This window comes from Streptomyces sp. NPDC058812 (genome assembly GCF_042744565.1).
In the GTDB taxonomy this organism is placed as follows: domain Bacteria; phylum Actinomycetota; class Actinomycetes; order Streptomycetales; family Streptomycetaceae; genus Streptomyces; species Streptomyces thinghirensis.
This window is the reverse complement of sequence record NZ_JBHYOB010000009.1, coordinates 202,671-218,276: the sequence shown is the minus strand read 5'-3', so window position 1 is coordinate 218,276 and position 15,606 is coordinate 202,671. Positions and strand designations below refer to the sequence as shown.

Sequence of the window (15,606 nt, the reverse complement as noted above, 5' to 3'; positions counted from 1 at the left end):
CGGTGGCGTTATCCCTTCACGGCGCCGGCGGTCAGGCCGCTGACGGCCTTGCGCTGGAGGTAGACGAAGAGGATCAGGATCGGGATGGCGAAGAGGGAGGAGGCGGCCATGGTCGCACCCCAGTCGTCGCCGAAGACGGTCTGGAAGCTGGTCAGCCACAGCGGCAGCGTCTGGGCCTCGGCGTCCTTGTTCAGGACCAGGACCAGGGCGAACTCGTTCCAGGCGGTGATGAAGCCGAACAGCGAGGTGGACATCAGGCCCGGCGCGAGCAGCGGCAGGATGACCCGGCGGAACGCCTGGCTGCGGGTGCAGCCGTCGACCATCGCCGACTCCTCCAGCTCCTTGGGCACGGCGGCGACGAAGCCGCGCAGCGTCAGGATGGTGAAGGGCAGGATCATCATCATGTAGAAGAGCGTGAGCGGCACGAGGCTGTTCAGCATCGACGCGTCGCGCACGATCATGTACATCGCGATGATCATGACTTCCCAGGGCGCCATCTGGGCCAGCATGAAGCCCACGACGAAGCCGCGCCGTCCCTTGAACCGCATCCGCGCCAGGGCGAAGGAGCCGGCCAGCGCGATGATCAGCGAGAAGACGACGGCGAGGACGGTGACGGTCAGCGAGTTGGTGACGAACGTCCAGAAGTGGTCGGCGTTGGTCGCCGTCTTGAAGTGCTCGAAGGTGACGTCGGTCGGGAACCAGACCGGGTCCTCCGTGATGATGTCGCCGGTCGGCTTCAAGGCCGTGGAGAACATCCAGTACACGGGGAAGACGAAGCCGATGAACAGGACGACGGCCGTGGCGTTGGGCCACAGGCGGCCGAAGAGCGAGCGCTTCACAGCTCGTCCTCCCCTTGCTTGAGCACGATCCGGAGGTAGTAGGCGGTCAGACCGAGCATGATCAGGATGGTCAGCACGGCGATCGCCGCACCCATGCCGTAGTGCTGGTTGCCGACACCCTCGACGTAGGCGTAGACGGGCAGGATCTCGGTGAGCCGGTCGGGTCCGCCCTGGTTGAAGGTGTAGACCTGCACGAACGCCTTGAAGACCCAGATGATCTCCAGGAACGTCGTGGCGTAGAGGAACGGCCGCAGGAACGGCATGGTGACCGTGGTGAAGCTCCGCCAGGCGCCGGCGCCGTCGAGGGACGCCGCCTCGTAGAGTTCCTTCGGGATGGTGGTCGTCGCCGCGTAGAGGTTGATCGCGACGAACGGAATGGATCCCCAGACGATCAGCAGGGTGACGACGAAGAACGTCGACATCTGGCTGCTGGTCCAGCTGTAGTCGGCCATGGAGTGCCAGCCGAGCTTGTCCAGGACCCAGTTGACGACACCGAAGCGCTGGGCGAACAGCCACTTGTAGACGGTGGTGGCGGCCACGATCGGCATGGCCCAGGCCAGCACCAGACCGAGCAGCAGGGTGAACCTCATCCGCTTGCCGAGGCGCGCGAGCAGCAGGCCGACCAGGGTGCCCAGGATCATGATCAGGGCGACGTTGACCGCCGCGAACAGGATCGAGCGGAGGGTGACCCGCCAGAAGTGCTCGCTGGTGAGGGTCTCCTTGTAGTTGTCGACGCCGTTCCACTCGGTGACGTGCTGGATCAGCTGCGTCATGTTGAGGTTCTGGAAGGACAGCAGGAGGTCCTTCAGCAGCGGCCAGCCGAGCAGCAGCACGGTGGCCGCGCAGGCGGGCAGCAGCAACAGGTACGGGGCGAGCGCGCCGACGCGCGACGCGGCTCTCTGCTTCGGCCCGCCGCTGCCCTCGTCGTCCGCCTTGCGGACGTCCGCCGGGCCGGAGGGCGGCCGTTCGGTCTGCACGGTCATGCTCGCGATCTCTCTTCTCGGCCTACGAGAGGGCCTGCGTACGTCGACTCGCGTACGGTCGCCGGGGCGGGAGCCGTCTCCGGCCACCCCGCCCCGGCCCACCCGGTGCTACTGCTGCTGCGACAGGCGCTTGTTGAACTCTTCCTCGACCTGCTTGGCCGCCTCGGCCGGGGACTTCCCCTTCAGCACGGCGGTCATGTAGGTCTTGATCGGGTTGGGCGCGTTCTCGACCGCGGCCCACTCCGGGATCAGCGGCGTGGTGCCACCGGAGGCGACGGCCGGCGAGCCGGCCTCGGCGGCGGGGTTGCCCTCCAGGTTGCTGACCAGCGACTCCTTGTTCGGGGTGACACCGTTGGCCTTGGCCAGCTGGCCCTCGAACTTGTCGGACAGCGCGATCTTCAGGAACTCCTTGGCGAGCTCCTGCTTCTTGCTGCCCGCGGCGACGGCGAGGTTGGAGCCGCCGAGGAAGACGCCCTCGGGCTTGGCGGCGGTCTCACCCGGGATGGTGAAGTAGCCGATGTCCTTCTCGATCTTCGGGTTGGCCTTGATCGCGGTGGCGGCTTCCCAGCCCATGCCGATGAAGGAGCCGACGTTGCCCTTGGCGAAGACCTCGCCCTGCTGCGGGGTGGCCTCGTCCTTGTCCTGGGGCGCCTTGGACAGGGACTGGAACTTCTTGTAGGTATCCATCGCGGCGGCGATCTTCGGGTCTTCGAGGTTGGAGACGTACTTGTCGCCGTCCTTCTTGACCAGTTCGGCGCCCTCGCCGATCGCCAGGCCGACGAAGTGGTACCAGTTCTGGCCCGGCAGGTAGATCGGCTCGGCGTCGGTCTTCTCACCGATCGTCTTGAGGGCGTTGTAGAACTCGTCGCGGGTCTTGGGCGTTTCCTTGATGCCCGCGTCCGCCCACACCTTCTTGTTGTAGACGACCACGCGGTTGACCACGAACCACGGCGCCGCGTACTGCTTGCCCTCGAAGACGGAGGACTCGTTGATGGACTCGGTCCAGTCCTTGCCGATCTCGGCCTTGAGGTCGCTGAGGTCCGCGAGGCCGCCGGTCTTGGCGTACGCCGGGGTGTGGGTGTTGCCGACCTCGAAGACGTCGGGGGGGTTCTCCTCGGAGAGCGCGGTGGTCAGCTTCTGCTGAATACCGTTCCACGTCTGGATCTCGAACTTGACCTTGGCCTTGGTCTTCGCCTCGAACTCCTTGGCGAGCTCCGCCTGCCAGTCGTCGGGCGAGGAACCGTCCATCACCCACACGGTGAGCGTCTCGCCGGCGTAACCGTCCGCCCCGGCCTTCTTGCCGTCGTCGCCGCTGTCGCCCCCGCACGCCGCGATCGAGACCATCATGCCCGCGATACCGATCGCGGCTATCAGCTTGCGCTTCACGCCAACCCTCCTCAGGGATGCCACACAACCCCCCTGCCTCCCCGCGGTTGCTCGTCGACGCGGACCGCCCATGGGGCCGGGACCTGGACCAATGGTGTAGACCAGTACGGGGAGCTTGGCCCAGACCAATAGGGCTGTCAAGGGTGTTCAACCGGGCTCCTCGCGTCCGTGATGCGACCGAGATATGCAGGGACCTTTCATTGCGCAAGCGACAGATCGGACGGACCGGGGCCGGGTGTACCACCGCCCACCGAATGACGTGCCGGTACCGTTCCGAACGCGCGTACCAGCGACGCCGGTCGGCGCTGTGGACTAGACCAACGAGGGCCCCGGAGGTATACAGAAGGGATCACGGAGCGTGCGGGTCCAACCCGGCACGAAGCCGTGCCACGATGTGAGCCGTGGCCGACAGGGATAGCGGTCGCTTCGGCACCCGGAGCCGGAAGGCAGAGCATGAGCACCGACGTCAGCAGTGCGGAGAACGAGGGTGGGGCGACCGTCCGTACCGCGCGCGTGCCCAAGTACTACCGTCTGAAGAAGCATCTGCTCGACATGACCCGGACCCAGGCGCCGGGTACCCCGGTCCCGCCGGAGCGCACGCTGGCCGCGGAGTTCGACACCTCGCGCACGACCGTGCGCCAGGCCCTGCAGGAGCTGGTCGTCGAGGGCCGCCTGGAGCGCATCCAGGGCAAGGGCACCTTCGTCGCCAAGCCCAAGGTGTCGCAGGCGCTGCAACTCACCTCGTACACCGAGGACATGCGGGCACAGGGTCTCGAACCCACCTCTCAGCTGCTGGACATCGGCTACATCACCGCCGACGACCGGCTCGCCGGGCTGCTGGACATCACGGCCGGCGGGCGGGTGCTGCGCATCGAGCGGCTGCGCATGGCCAACGGCGAGCCGATGGCCATCGAGACCACCCACCTCAGCGCCAAGCGCTTCCCGGCGCTGCGCCGCTCCCTGGTGAAGTACACGTCCCTCTACACCGCGCTCGCCGAGGTGTACGACGTCCATCTCGCCGAGGCCGAGGAGACCATCGAGACCTCCCTGGCCACCCCGCGCGAGGCCGGCCTGCTCGGCACCGACGTCGGCCTGCCCATGCTGATGCTCTCCCGGCACTCGCAGGACCGGACGGGCCAGCCGGTGGAGTGGGTGCGCTCGGTGTACCGGGGCGACCGCTACAAGTTCGTGGCCCGGCTGAAGCGGCCCCAGGACTGACGCCGGCCGCAGGGCGTTTCAGGCAAATCCCCGCACGCGTGACCATGAAGTTGCAGTTGAGGACCGATATACGGACGAGGTCTTCCGCTGTCTCGACACCGTCACCTACATTTCGTGCGCACTGCACGAGGTGATCAGCGAGGGGACGGAGCCACCGCATGTCACAAGCCCCAGAAGTGAGCAGAGGGCCGACGGTGACGCCGGTGCGCGTCGTCATCGGCCTCTGCCTTGTCGCGCCGTTCGTCGCCATGCTGTGGGTCGGCTCGTACGCGAAGACGGACCCGGCCTTCATCGGCATCCCGTTCTTCTACTGGTACCAGATGGCGTGGGTGATCGTCTCCACGGTGCTCACGGTGATCGCCTACAAGCTGTGGCAGCGTGACCAGCGCGCCCGCCGGGAAGGCGGGGCCAAGTGAACGACGGCGTGAACGGCGTCGCACTCGCCGTCTTCATCTTCTTCTTCGTCCTCGTCACCGCCATGGGCTTCCTGGCCGCCCGCTGGCGCCGGGCCGCGAACGACCAGAGCCTCGACGAGTGGGGCCTCGGCGGCCGCTCGTTCGGCACCTGGGTCACCTGGTTCCTGCTGGGCGGCGACCTGTACACCGCGTACACCTTCGTCGCCGTCCCGGCGGCGATCTACGCGGCGGGCGCGGCCGGCTTCTTCGCGGTGCCCTACACGATCCTGGTCTACCCGCTGATCTTCACCTTCCTGCCGCGGCTGTGGTCGGTCTCCCACAAGCACGGGTACGTGACGACCTCGGACTTCGTACGCGGCCGCTTCGGCTCCAAGGGGCTGTCGCTCGCCGTCGCCGTGACAGGCATCCTCGCCACGATGCCGTACATCGCGCTCCAACTGGTCGGCATCCAGGCCGTGCTGGACGTGATGGGCGTCGGCGGCGGCGAGGACACCAACTGGTTCATCAAGGACCTGCCTCTGCTGATCGCCTTCGGCGTGCTGGCGGCGTACACCTACTCGTCGGGGCTGCGCGCGCCCGCACTGATCGCGTTCGTGAAGGACACGCTGATCTACATCGTGATCGCGGTGGCGATCATCTACATCCCGATCAAGCTCGGCGGCTTCGACGACATCTTCGCCGCGGCGGGCGACAAGTTCAGCGAGTCGGGCAAGGGCGGACTGGTGCCGGACCACGGCGGCCAGTGGACGTACGCCACCCTGGCGCTCGGCTCGGCGCTCGCGCTCTTCATGTACCCGCACTCGATCACCGCGACGCTTTCCTCGCGCAGCCGTGAGGTGATCCGGCGCAACACCACGATCCTGCCGCTGTACTCGCTGATGCTCGGCCTGCTCGCGCTGCTGGGCTTCATGGCGATCGCGGCGGGGGTGAAGGTGGAGAACGGGCAGCTGGCGATCCCGCAGCTGTTCGAGAACATGTTCCCGGACTGGTTCGCCGGCGTGGCCTTCGCGGCGATCGGCATCGGCGCCCTGGTCCCGGCGGCGATCATGTCGATCGCGGCCGCGAACCTCTTCACCCGCAACATCTACAAGGACTTCATCAAGCCGGACGCCACCCCGGCCCAGGAGACCAAGGTCTCCAAGCTGGTGTCCCTCATGGTGAAGGTGGGCGCGCTGGTCTTCGTCCTGGGCATGGACAAGACGGTCGCGATCAACTTCCAGCTGCTCGGCGGCATCTGGATCCTGCAGACCTTCCCGGCCCTGGTCGGCGGCCTGTTCACCCGCTGGTTCCACCGCTGGGCGCTGCTCGGCGGCTGGGCGGTCGGCATGGTCTACGGCACGGTCGCCGCGTACGGTGTCGCCTCGCCGACGCAGAAGCACTTCGGCGGCTCCTCCAAGGAGATCCCGGGCATCGGCGAGATCGGCTACATCGGCCTCACCGCCTTCGTGCTGAACGTCCTGGTCACCGTGGTCCTGACCTTCGTCATGAGGGCCCTCAAGGCCCCCGACGGCGTCGACGAGACCAAGCCCGCCGACTACACGGCGGACGCGGGCGACCCCGGCGTCGAGGTGGAGCTGCCGCCGGCCACGGCGGGCACCTCGCACTGACCCCGACAACGCGGCGGGCCGTCGGAGAATCCGGCGGCCCGTTGTCGTACCCGTCGGGCACACTCGGCTGCATGGACTTCGTGACCCGGCAGGCGGCGACGGACGAGTACGACGCCCTTGGTGAGATCGCCGCGCAGGCCCAGGGGGTGTCGTTTGGATCAGGCCGACTCCAGGCAACGGTGCCTTGCAGCGGAGCCGAGCGGGGTCTGGTGCGTGCAGCTGCAAGGCGGAGGAGGGCGACAGGGCGGAGCCCTGGCAACCGACGACAACGCCGCAGATGTGCGTGCCAGACCCCGCGACCCCGGCAGGATCCAAACGACACCCCCTAGCTGCGCGACGGCCTCCTCGACTTCGGGGAGAGCGACGCGTACCTCGGCGAGCTGATGAACGTCGCCAAGCGTGCGGCGGCCGCCGAGGTGCTGGTCGCCGCGGCGGACGGCCGGGTGCTCGGCGGCGTGACCTTCGTGCCGTCCGGCGGCCCCATGGCCGACATCGCCCGGCCCGGCGAGGCCGAGATACGGATGCTCGCCGTCGCCCGCGAGGCACGCGGACGCGGGGTGGGCGAGGCCCTCGTGCGGACCTGCGTCGACCGGTCCCGCGCCGTCGAGGGCTGCGCGCGCGTCGTACTGTCCACCCAGCGCGCCATGCGCACCGCCCACCGCCTCTACGAACGGATGGGCTTCACCCGCACGCCCGACCGCGACTGGAACCCGCTGCCGGAGCTCGACGACATCACGCTCCTCACCTACGAACTGACGCTCTGACACCAGCGCCACCCCTCGACGACCCCTCCGCGACACAACATCTGGGGGTGCTCGCCGAACCCGGCACAAGATGTATGCTCGTGCTCGCTGTCGCCGCAGGGGAATCCGGTGCGAATCCGGAACTGTCCCGCAACGGTGTACTTGTGTGTATCCGCGCGTCTCCGCACGTGTGCACACGCATGTCCAGTCCGAGGACCTGCCGACAGTGCGCCCGTACCGTCCCGGTCCGGGTGCCTGACGTCCGGGCCTCGTGGAGTGGGCCGGTGGACGCGACGCCGCGTGCGCTCGTGAGCTGCCCCTGCCCTCCTCCCCCAGGCCCCGTGCCGAGCGAGGGAGTGCCCCACGTGACCATCGCGCCAGCCGACCCGGTTTCAGCGACCCCGGCGACGACTTCAGCGACCCCGGTGACCGAGGAGCCCGACGGCCCCGGCGCCGCGTTGCTGCGGACCCTGACCGAGCTGACCGCCGACCTCCCCGACGCCGACCCGGGCCGGGTCGCCGCCGCCGCACTGCGCGGCCGGTCCGCCCGTGCGGACGAGTCCGAGCTGCGGGAGCTGGCCACGGAGGCGGCGGCCGGGCTCATCTCGGAGGACCCGGTCTACTCCAGGCTGGCCGCCCGACTGCTGACCATCGGCATCCGTGCCGAGGCCGCCTCGCAGGGCGTCACCTCGTTCACCGGGTCGGTCGCCACCGGACACCGCGAGGGCCTGATCGCCGACCGCACCGCCGAGTTCGTCCGGCTGCACGCGGACCGCCTGGACGCGCTGGTCGACCCGGCCGCCGACGACCGCTTCGGCTACTTCGGCCTGCGTACCGTGTACAGCCGCTACCTGCTCCGGCACCCGATCACCCGCAAGGTCGTCGAGACGCCCCAGTACTTCATGCTGCGGGTGGCCGCCGGACTCGCCGAGGACGACACCACGCGCTCGCTCGACGAGGTGGCCGCGCTGTACGGGCTGATGAGCCGCCTCGACTACCTGCCCTCCTCCCCCACCCTGTTCAACTCCGGCACCCGGCACGCCCAGATGTCGTCCTGCTACCTCCTGGACTCCCCCAAGGACGAGCTGGACTCCATCTACGACCGCTACCACCAGGTCGCCAACCTCTCCAAGCACGCCGGCGGCATCGGCATCGCCTACTCCCGCGTCCGCGCCCGGGGTTCGCTGATCCGCGGCACCAACGGGCACTCCAACGGCATCGTCCCGTTCCTGAAGACGCTGGACGCCTCGGTCGCCGCCGTGAACCAGGGCGGCCGGCGCAAGGGCGCGGCGGCGGTCTACCTGGAGACCTGGCACGCGGACATCGAGGAGTTCCTGGAGCTGCGGGACAACACCGGTGAGGACGCCCGCCGCACGCACAACCTGAACCTTGCCCACTGGGTGCCGGACGAGTTCATGCGCCGGGTGGACGCCGACGGACAGTGGTCGCTGTTCTCGCCCGCCGACGTGCCCGAGCTGGTCGACCTGTGGGGCGAGGAGTTCGACGCGGCGTACCGCAGGGCCGAGGCCGCGGGGCTGGCCCGCAAGACCCTCCCCGCCCGTGAGCTGTACGGCCGCATGATGCGCACCCTCGCGCAGACCGGCAACGGCTGGATGACCTTCAAGGACACCGCCAACCGCACCGCCAACCAGACCGCCGAGCCCGGCCACGTCGTCCACTCCTCCAACCTCTGCACGGAGATCCTGGAGGTCACGGACGACGGGGAGACGGCGGTCTGCAACCTGGGCTCGGTCAACCTGGGCGCCTTCGTGGACCCGGCTTCCCGGGGCATCGACTGGGAGCGCCTGGACGCCACCGTCCGCACCGCCGTCACCTTCCTCGACCGGGTCGTCGACATCAACTTCTACCCGACCGGGCAGGCGGGCCGCTCCAACGCCCGCTGGCGCCCGGTCGGCCTCGGCGCGATGGGCCTCCAGGACGTCTTCTTCCAGCTGCGCCTGCCCTTCGACTCGCCCGAGGCGAAGGTCCTCTCCACCCGCATCGCCGAGCGGATCATGCTCGCCGCGTACGAGACCTCCGCCGACCTGGCGGAGCGCAACGGCCCGCTGCCTGCCTGGGTGAAGACCCGTACCGCCCGGGGCGTGCTGCACCCCGACCACTACGGCGTCGAGCCCGCCTGGCCGGCGCGTTGGGCGGCGCTGCGCGAGCGCATGGCCACGACCGGCCTGCGCAACTCCCTGCTCCTCGCCATCGCGCCGACCGCCACCATCGCCTCCATCGCGGGCGTCTACGAGTGCATCGAGCCGCAGGTGTCCAACCTCTTCAAGCGCGAGACGCTCTCCGGTGAGTTCCTCCAGGTCAACTCGTACCTCGTGAACGACCTCAAGCGGCTCGGCGTCTGGGACGCCCGTACCCGCGAGGCGCTGCGCGAGGCGGGCGGCTCGGTGCAGGGCTTCACCTGGATCCCCGAGGACGTCCGCGCGCTGTACCGCACCGCCTGGGAGATCCCGCAGCGCGGCCTGATCGACATGGCCGCCGCCCGCACCCCGTACCTCGACCAGGCCCAGTCGCTGAACCTGTTCCTGGAGACGCCGACCATCGGGAAGCTCTCCTCGATGTACGCGTACGCCTGGAAGCAGGGCCTGAAGACCACGTACTACCTGCGCTCCCGCCCGGCGACCCGCATCGCCCGCGCCGCCGCCCGGGCCACCGTCCCCGTGCAGGCCGCCCCGGATCCCGAAGCGGTCGCCTGCTCCCTGGAAAACCCCGAGTCCTGCGAGGCCTGCCAGTAATGACCACCGAGACCACCACCAAGAACCTGCTCGACCCGGGCTTCGAGCTGACCCTGCGCCCCATGCGCTACCCGGACTTCTACGAGCGCTACCGGGACGCCATCAAGAACACCTGGCACGTGGAGGAGGTCGACCTCCACTCGGACGTCGCCGACCTCGCGAAGCTCAGCCCCATGGAGCAGCACCTGATCGGCCGGCTGGTGGCCTTCTTCGCCACCGGTGACTCGATCGTGGCGAACAACCTGGTGCTGACGCTCTACAAGCACATCAACTCGCCCGAGGCGCGGCTCTACCTGTCCCGCCAGCTCTTCGAGGAGGCCGTCCACGTCCAGTTCTATCTGACGCTGCTGGACACCTACCTGCCCGACCCGGACGACCGCGCCGCCGCCTTCGCGGCCGTGGAGAACATCCCCTCCATCCGCGAGAAGGCCGGGTTCTGCTTCAAATGGATGGACTCGGTCGAGTCGATCGACCGCCTGGAGACCAAGGCCGACCGCCGCCGCTTCCTGCTCAACCTCATCTGCTTCGCCGCGTGCATCGAGGGCCTGTTCTTCTACGGCGCCTTCGCCTACGTCTACTGGTTCCGCAGCCGGGGCCTGCTGCACGGCCTGGCCACCGGCACCAACTGGGTGTTCCGGGACGAGACGATGCACATGTCCTTCGCCTTCGACGTCGTCGACACCGTGCGCAAGGAGGAGCCGGAGCTGTTCGACGACGCGCTCCGGCAGGAGGTCACCGACATGCTGCGGGAGGCCGTCGAGGCCGAGCTGCAGTTCGCGCGCGACCTGTGCGGTGACGGCCTCCCGGGGATGAACACCGACTCGATGCGGCAGTACCTGGAGTGCGTCGCCGATCAGCGCCTGACGCGTCTCGGCTTCGCCCCGGTGTACGGCTCCGAGAACCCCTTCTCCTTCATGGAGCTGCAGGGCGTTCAGGAGCTGACCAACTTCTTCGAGCGGCGTCCCTCGGCGTACCAGGTGGCGGTGGAGGGCACCGTCGACCTGTCCGAGGACTTCTGAGTCTCCTTCCCCGCACCCTCGTCCTCCCGGGCCTCCCGGGCCTCCCTGAGCTGACGGTCGATGCGCCTGTCGCGCACGATGCCGATCACCGAGGGGAGGACCATGAGGACCAGGAGTCCGAAGGTCACGAGCATTCCGATCAGGGCTTCCATCTGGTTTCCGGTCATGACACCACTGTCGCGCCGGATGCTCCTTACCGGGAGTGGCAGGACTGCCGTAGGACCTCGATTTCCTGCCACTTCCGAGGCACACTGGCGGCATGCTGCAGAACGTGGCCGCCGTCCTGCTGGACGGCGCGCATCCCTTCGAACTCGGTGTGGTCTGCGAGGTCTTCGGCATCGACCGGAGCGACGAGGGCCTGCCCGGGTACGACTTCGCGGTGGTCTCCGCGGAGGGCCCGGAGCTGAGTACCCATGTCGGCGGGCTCTCCGTCTCCACGCCGTACGGGCTGGACCGGCTGGAGGAGGCCGACCTGATCGCCGTGCCGGCGGGGAGCGACTACGCCCGCCGGGAGTATCCGCCCGAGCTGCTGGACGCCCTGCGGCGGGCGGTGGACCGGGGCGCGCGGGTGCTGAGCGTGTGCTCCGGGGTCTTCGTGCTGGGCGCCGCCGGGCTGCTGGACGGGCGGCGGTGCGCGGTGCACTGGCATCACGCGGCCGAGCTCGCCCGGCAGTACCCGCGGGTCGCCGTCGCCCCCGACGTGCTCTACGTGGACGAGGACCCCGTGATCACGAGCGCCGGCACCGCCGCCGGCATCGACGCCTGTCTGCACATCGTCCGCAAGGAACAGGGACCGGAGGTCGCCAACAGGATCGCCCGGCGCATGGTCGTACCGCCGCACCGGGACGGCGGTCAGGCCCAGTACATCGAACGTCCGCTGCCGCGCTCCTCCTGCGACACCGTCGGCGAGGTGCTGGCCTGGATGGAACAGCACCTCGACGAGGAGGTCACCGTCGAGCAGCTCGCGGCCCGGGCGCACATGTCCCCGCGCACCTTCGCCCGCCGCTTCCAGCAGGAGACAGGTACGACTCCCTACCGCTGGATCCTGCGCCAGCGTGTGCTGCTGGCCCAGCGGCTGCTGGAGGCGACGGACGAGACGATGGACGCGATCGCGTGGCGCACCGGCTTCGGTACGGCGGCGGCGCTGCGGCACCAGTTCGTCAGGGCCCTGGACACCACCCCGCACGCCTACCGGCGCGCCTTCCGGGGCCCGGAGGCCGTCGCCTGAGCCGCCACAGCCACGTCACCGCGCCGCTCACCGTGCGACGGGCCTGACCAGCAGGTCGTGCGGCCGCAGGGTGATGCCCACTCGGACCGCGTCGTTCGAGCCCGCCACCTGCTCGAAGCGGTACTTCGTGGCGAGCGCGGCCGTGATCAGCGTCAGCTGCGCCATGGAGAAGTGGTCGCTGGGGCACTTTCGATTGCCCACACTGAACGGCTTCATGGCGTATTTCGGCACATCCGTCGCCCGCTCCGGAAGCCAACGGTCCGGGTCGAACTCCAGGTTGCCCGCGTACGACTTCGGATCGCGTTGGATTGCGTACGGACTGTAGATGATGTCCGACCCGGCCGGAATGCGGTAGCCACCGAGTTCGGTCTCGACCACCGCGCGCCGCGTCAAAACCCACACGGCAGGGCGCAAACGCATGGCCTCCACGATGACATTGCCGGTGTGCGTGAGCCCCCGGACATCCTCGAATGCCACGGGGCGTCCGCCGGTGACCGCTTCGACTTCGTCGCGTATGCGGTCGGCATGTTCCGGGTGTTCGGCAAGTGCCTGCAGCAACCACATGATCGTGGAGGCGATGGTTTCACTGCCGGGGGTGAGTATCGCGACGACCTGGTCGTGGATCTCCTGTTCCCCGATGGGATCGCCATTGTCGTCCTTCGCCTCCAGCAATGCCGTCAGCAAATCGTCCGGCTTTTGACCGGATGCGCGGCGCTCGGCGATGATCTCGTCGACCAGGAGATGCAGATCGGCCAGCGCGTTGTTGAATTCGCGGTTTGCCGGGAGCGGCAGCCGGTAGAGCGGTCCGAGCGGGACCACCATGCGCCGGTACATGCCCCGGAAGACGGTGGCGAGCGCGACGCACAGCCGCTCGGCCCGCTCGTCCATGTACTGGCCGCGCAGCAGACAGCGGGCCGCGACGCGCACGGCGACGCGGAAGGACTCGGAGGTGGCGTCCACGGTCCGCCCCGGCTGCCAGCGCTCGGTGAGCGCATGCGCCTCCTCCTCCATGATCGGCCCGTAGGCGGGGATCGCGTCGAGCTTGAACGCCGGCTGGATGGTGCGCCGCTGACGGCGGTGGAGCGGGCCGTTGGCGGTCGCCACGCCCTCCTTGCCGAGCAGGCCCTCCAGTGACTCCCACAGCGGACCGGCTATGTGGTAGTCGGGGCTCAGGGCCAGGGCACCGGTGAGCTCCGGGGCGGTGACCGCGTAGACGGTCTTCGGGCCGAGCTTGATGCGAACGATGTCACCGTGGTCGCGCAGCTGGGACATGAAGGCCAGCGGGTCGCGGGCCAGCCTCCAGCCGTGGCCGAGGAGCGGGACACCGCCACCCGCGACGGGCGGCTCGCGCAGCTCCGCTGTCGCTTCGGTCCGGGTTTCGGGGTTGACGGACTCGACGGTCATTTCTCACCTGCCGCTTCGTTGTTGACGTACGGGGGCGTGGACCGGTCGTCCCAGCTGTCGACCATGTACCGGCCGGACTCGTGGTGGAACCAGTAGACGGAACTGAACCAGTTCCGCATATTGCCGACGTTGGCCCGTACGGCGCCGCTCAGTTCCTTTCCGCGTACGGTGCCGTTGTCCAGTTCGTCGGCGAACCGTAACGCGTCCTGTTCCACGGCGAGGAAATCGGTGATGCATTCCTCGACGCGTCTCCTTACTTCTCCGATGGCTTCTTCCAGGGTCAGCCCATGATGTGTGATGAGACTGATTCCGAGATTGTGGACCTCGTCGCCCGCTATTTCCTTGGGCAGTGAGCACAGGTCGTTGTACCAGGCGGCGAATTCCTGGCTCAGCAGTGCCGCCCGGCGATATGCCGGGTGCTTCCGAACGGCGTCCGGCAGTTCGTACCCCGCGCTCGGCTCCAGCAGGTCGGTCCAGATCCAGTGCGCGAAGGTGAGCCGGCGCAGTTCGAGGTACTCCTCGACGCCGGGCACGATGCCGTGGGTGCGGTTGTGGAATTCCCGGTCGTAGGCCTCGATCACCGCGTGGAAGTGCCGGGCGAACCGGGCGTTCCACGTCGCCGGCGGCGGCAGGAAGGCGTACAGCCGGCGCACACTGTCGGCGAACCCGGCGACCAGCGTGTCCTCGTGGTGCAGATGGTCCCAGGGTGAGTCGAGTGCCGCGTGCAGCTGGTTCCGCAGTCGCCGCCACGCGGTCGGACGGCCGTGGACGATGTCCCGGTCGTGCCGGTCGTCCCAGACGAAGAACCACGCGCTGTAGTCCGCTATCGCCTGCATGACCTCGTCGGGCGCGCCCAGGTAGTAGCCCGCCATGAGGTCCGTGTAGCACAGGCCGTCGGCATATTCCTCGACCTTGTCCGCCGGCATGAGCCGTTTTTCGAGCAGCCAGGCACGGGTCTTCTCCTGGAGCTTCGGCCAATACGGGTGCAGTTGGCGGGGAAATGCCGCCTCGATCACCGGAAGGCGCAGCGATGGCGGTACTGCGATCGCGGTCGGTGTCGCTGTGGTGCCATGTGAGAAAGCATGCACGAACAAACCCCTCTCAGCCGCCGGTGGCGCACCCCTCTCGCTGAGCGAGGCGTGCGCCGTTGCGTATCCCCGCACTTCCCATTCAGCACTACAACTGACCGTTCTGGGAATGGATTTGCTCCATTCACTACCCCACAGTGCCGGAATTCTCCTGTTGTGTGACAGGTTCCGGCAGACGAACGGCGCCCGCTCGGGTGAGACCCGAACGGGCGCCGTGCGCACGGAGGATGGGTGACAGGTGATGCGGTGTCAGTCGTTCGCGACCACGGGGTAGCGCGGCTCGTTCTCGGCCATCTGCCGCAGCGCGTCCTTGCGTTCGCGCTTGGAGAGCCGGTCGATGTAGAGGTACCCGTACAGGTGGTCCGTCTCGTGCTGCAAACACCGTGCGAAGTACCCGGTGCCGCGCACCTTGATCGGATTGCCCTTCTCGTCCTGCCCGGTCACCTCGGCGTAGTCGGGGCGGGCGAGCGGCGCGTACGCGGTCGGTACGGACAGGCAGCCCTCGTTGCTGTCGTCCAGGCTGCGCCGGTCGGCGGGCAGTTCGACGAGGACCGGGTTGCAGACCACGCCGACGTGGCGGACGCCCTCGTCGTCGGGGCAGTCGTAGACGAAGACCTTCTTGCCGACGCCGATCTGGTTGGCGGCCAGGCCCACACCCTCGGCGGTGCGCTGGCTGGCGAACATGTCCGCGACCAGCTGCTGGAACTCCGCGCCGAAGTCGGTGACGTCCTCGCACTCCTTGTGCAGCACCGGGTTGCCGACCACCGTGATCGGACGCGAGGTGCCGCGCGCACGCCAGGCCGCCTCGCGCTCCTCGCAGTCCTCGGTGTCGACGACGAACCCCTCGTCGTCCACGGGGAGCACGCCCACGTGCTGCTGATCGGTGTCCTGCTGGGCCATGACCGACGTATGCCTTCCTCGA

The 15,606-nt window shown here is 68.5% G+C and carries 13 protein-coding genes, 1 pseudogene and 1 riboswitch; of the genes and pseudogenes, 7 read left to right on the top strand and 7 right to left on the bottom strand.

All coding sequences use genetic code 11. The features are described 5' to 3' along the window. Positions 1-8: 8 nt before the first annotated feature. From ACFW48_RS20705 to ACFW48_RS20695, 3 genes are all read right to left on the bottom strand, one after another. A complete protein-coding gene (locus ACFW48_RS20705) occupies positions 9-839 on the bottom strand; it encodes a carbohydrate ABC transporter permease (protein WP_386316600.1) in 831 nt (276 codons plus the stop codon). After that, the gene (locus ACFW48_RS20700; protein ID WP_386316598.1) at positions 836-1,822 is read right to left on the bottom strand and encodes a carbohydrate ABC transporter permease; all 987 of its coding nucleotides are present in this window, start codon (positions 1,820-1,822) and stop codon (positions 836-838) included. The genes ACFW48_RS20705 and ACFW48_RS20700 overlap by 4 nt, the downstream gene beginning before the upstream one ends. Before the next feature lie 108 nt (positions 1,823-1,930). Continuing rightward, on the bottom strand, positions 1,931-3,208 hold the full coding sequence (locus ACFW48_RS20695; protein ID WP_386316596.1) for an extracellular solute-binding protein: 1,278 nt from the start codon (positions 3,206-3,208) through the stop codon (positions 1,931-1,933). Between the two features lie 453 nt (positions 3,209-3,661). Here ACFW48_RS20695 and ACFW48_RS20690 point away from each other — a divergent pair, with 453 nt between their 5' ends. The 6 genes and pseudogenes from ACFW48_RS20690 to ACFW48_RS20665 all read left to right on the top strand — a co-directional run bounded on the left by ACFW48_RS20690 (position 3,662) and on the right by ACFW48_RS20665 (position 10,964). Beyond that, a complete protein-coding gene (locus ACFW48_RS20690) occupies positions 3,662-4,426 on the top strand; it encodes a GntR family transcriptional regulator (RefSeq protein WP_053136900.1) in 765 nt (254 codons plus the stop codon). 158 nt (positions 4,427-4,584) lie between these two features. Beyond that, positions 4,585-4,842: a DUF3311 domain-containing protein gene (locus ACFW48_RS20685; protein ID WP_310871293.1), complete on the top strand. Its 258-nt coding sequence runs from the start codon at positions 4,585-4,587 to the stop codon at positions 4,840-4,842. Then, positions 4,839-6,449 carry a monocarboxylate uptake permease MctP gene (gene mctP / locus ACFW48_RS20680; RefSeq protein ID WP_386316593.1) on the top strand — a complete coding sequence of 537 codons (1,611 nt, stop codon included), beginning with the start codon at positions 4,839-4,841 and terminating at the stop codon, positions 6,447-6,449. Before ACFW48_RS20685 ends, mctP begins: the two co-directional genes overlap by 4 nt. A gap of 329 nt (positions 6,450-6,778) precedes the next feature. Then, positions 6,779-7,213, top strand: a pseudogene (locus ACFW48_RS20675) (GNAT family N-acetyltransferase); the annotation flags it as partial. Positions 7,214-7,270: 57 nt separating this feature from the next. Beyond that, positions 7,271-7,432, top strand: a riboswitch (cobalamin riboswitch). A gap of 125 nt (positions 7,433-7,557) precedes the next feature. Continuing rightward, positions 7,558-9,945, top strand: a complete 2,388-nt coding sequence (locus tag ACFW48_RS20670) for a ribonucleoside-diphosphate reductase subunit alpha (protein ID WP_386316591.1) — start codon at positions 7,558-7,560, stop codon at positions 9,943-9,945. Continuing rightward, positions 9,945-10,964 carry a ribonucleotide-diphosphate reductase subunit beta gene (locus ACFW48_RS20665; RefSeq protein WP_386316589.1) on the top strand — a complete coding sequence of 340 codons (1,020 nt, stop codon included), beginning with the start codon at positions 9,945-9,947 and terminating at the stop codon, positions 10,962-10,964. The genes ACFW48_RS20670 and ACFW48_RS20665 overlap by 1 nt, the downstream gene beginning before the upstream one ends. Here ACFW48_RS20665 and ACFW48_RS20660 read toward each other — a convergent pair. Continuing rightward, positions 10,877-11,131: a hypothetical protein gene (locus ACFW48_RS20660; protein WP_386316587.1), complete on the bottom strand. Its 255-nt coding sequence runs from the start codon at positions 11,129-11,131 to the stop codon at positions 10,877-10,879. The two genes, ACFW48_RS20665 and ACFW48_RS20660, sit on opposite strands and share 88 nt — an antisense overlap. A gap of 92 nt (positions 11,132-11,223) precedes the next feature. Between ACFW48_RS20660 and ACFW48_RS20655 the strand changes: the two genes are divergently transcribed. Further along, entirely contained in the window at positions 11,224-12,192 is a 969-nt protein-coding gene (locus ACFW48_RS20655; RefSeq protein WP_386316586.1) for a GlxA family transcriptional regulator, read from the top strand. Between the two features lie 27 nt (positions 12,193-12,219). On the opposite strand, the gene ACFW48_RS20650 is transcribed toward ACFW48_RS20655, so the two are convergent. The 3 genes from ACFW48_RS20650 to def all read right to left on the bottom strand — a co-directional run bounded on the left by ACFW48_RS20650 (position 12,220) and on the right by def (position 15,584). Continuing rightward, entirely contained in the window at positions 12,220-13,596 is a 1,377-nt protein-coding gene (locus ACFW48_RS20650) for a cytochrome P450 (RefSeq protein ID WP_386316584.1), read from the bottom strand. After that, on the bottom strand, positions 13,593-14,684 hold the full coding sequence (gene cyc1, locus ACFW48_RS20645; protein WP_386316582.1) for an epi-isozizaene synthase: 1,092 nt from the start codon (positions 14,682-14,684) through the stop codon (positions 13,593-13,595). Before cyc1 ends, ACFW48_RS20650 begins: the two co-directional genes overlap by 4 nt. Positions 14,685-14,933: 249 nt before the next feature. Beyond that, a complete protein-coding gene (gene def / locus ACFW48_RS20640) occupies positions 14,934-15,584 on the bottom strand; it encodes a peptide deformylase (protein WP_386316580.1) in 651 nt (216 codons plus the stop codon). Between the last annotated feature and the right edge of the window lie 22 nt (positions 15,585-15,606).

What these genes read in the sequence shown, in the direction of transcription:
- def (WP_386316580.1), bottom strand. Translation starts at nt 15,584, where the DNA reads ATGGCCCAGCAGGACACCGATCAGCAGCACGTGGGCGTGCTCCCCGTG.
- ACFW48_RS20665 (WP_386316589.1), top strand. Translation starts at nt 9,945, where the DNA reads ATGACCACCGAGACCACCACCAAGAACCTGCTCGACCCGGGCTTCGAG.
- ACFW48_RS20685 (WP_310871293.1), top strand. Translation starts at nt 4,585, where the DNA reads ATGTCACAAGCCCCAGAAGTGAGCAGAGGGCCGACGGTGACGCCGGTG.
- ACFW48_RS20690 (WP_053136900.1), top strand. Translation starts at nt 3,662, where the DNA reads ATGAGCACCGACGTCAGCAGTGCGGAGAACGAGGGTGGGGCGACCGTC.
- ACFW48_RS20660 (WP_386316587.1), bottom strand. Translation starts at nt 11,131, where the DNA reads ATGACCGGAAACCAGATGGAAGCCCTGATCGGAATGCTCGTGACCTTC.
- ACFW48_RS20650 (WP_386316584.1), bottom strand. Translation starts at nt 13,596, where the DNA reads ATGACCGTCGAGTCCGTCAACCCCGAAACCCGGACCGAAGCGACAGCG.
- ACFW48_RS20655 (WP_386316586.1), top strand. Translation starts at nt 11,224, where the DNA reads ATGCTGCAGAACGTGGCCGCCGTCCTGCTGGACGGCGCGCATCCCTTC.
- ACFW48_RS20700 (WP_386316598.1), bottom strand. Translation starts at nt 1,822, where the DNA reads ATGACCGTGCAGACCGAACGGCCGCCCTCCGGCCCGGCGGACGTCCGC.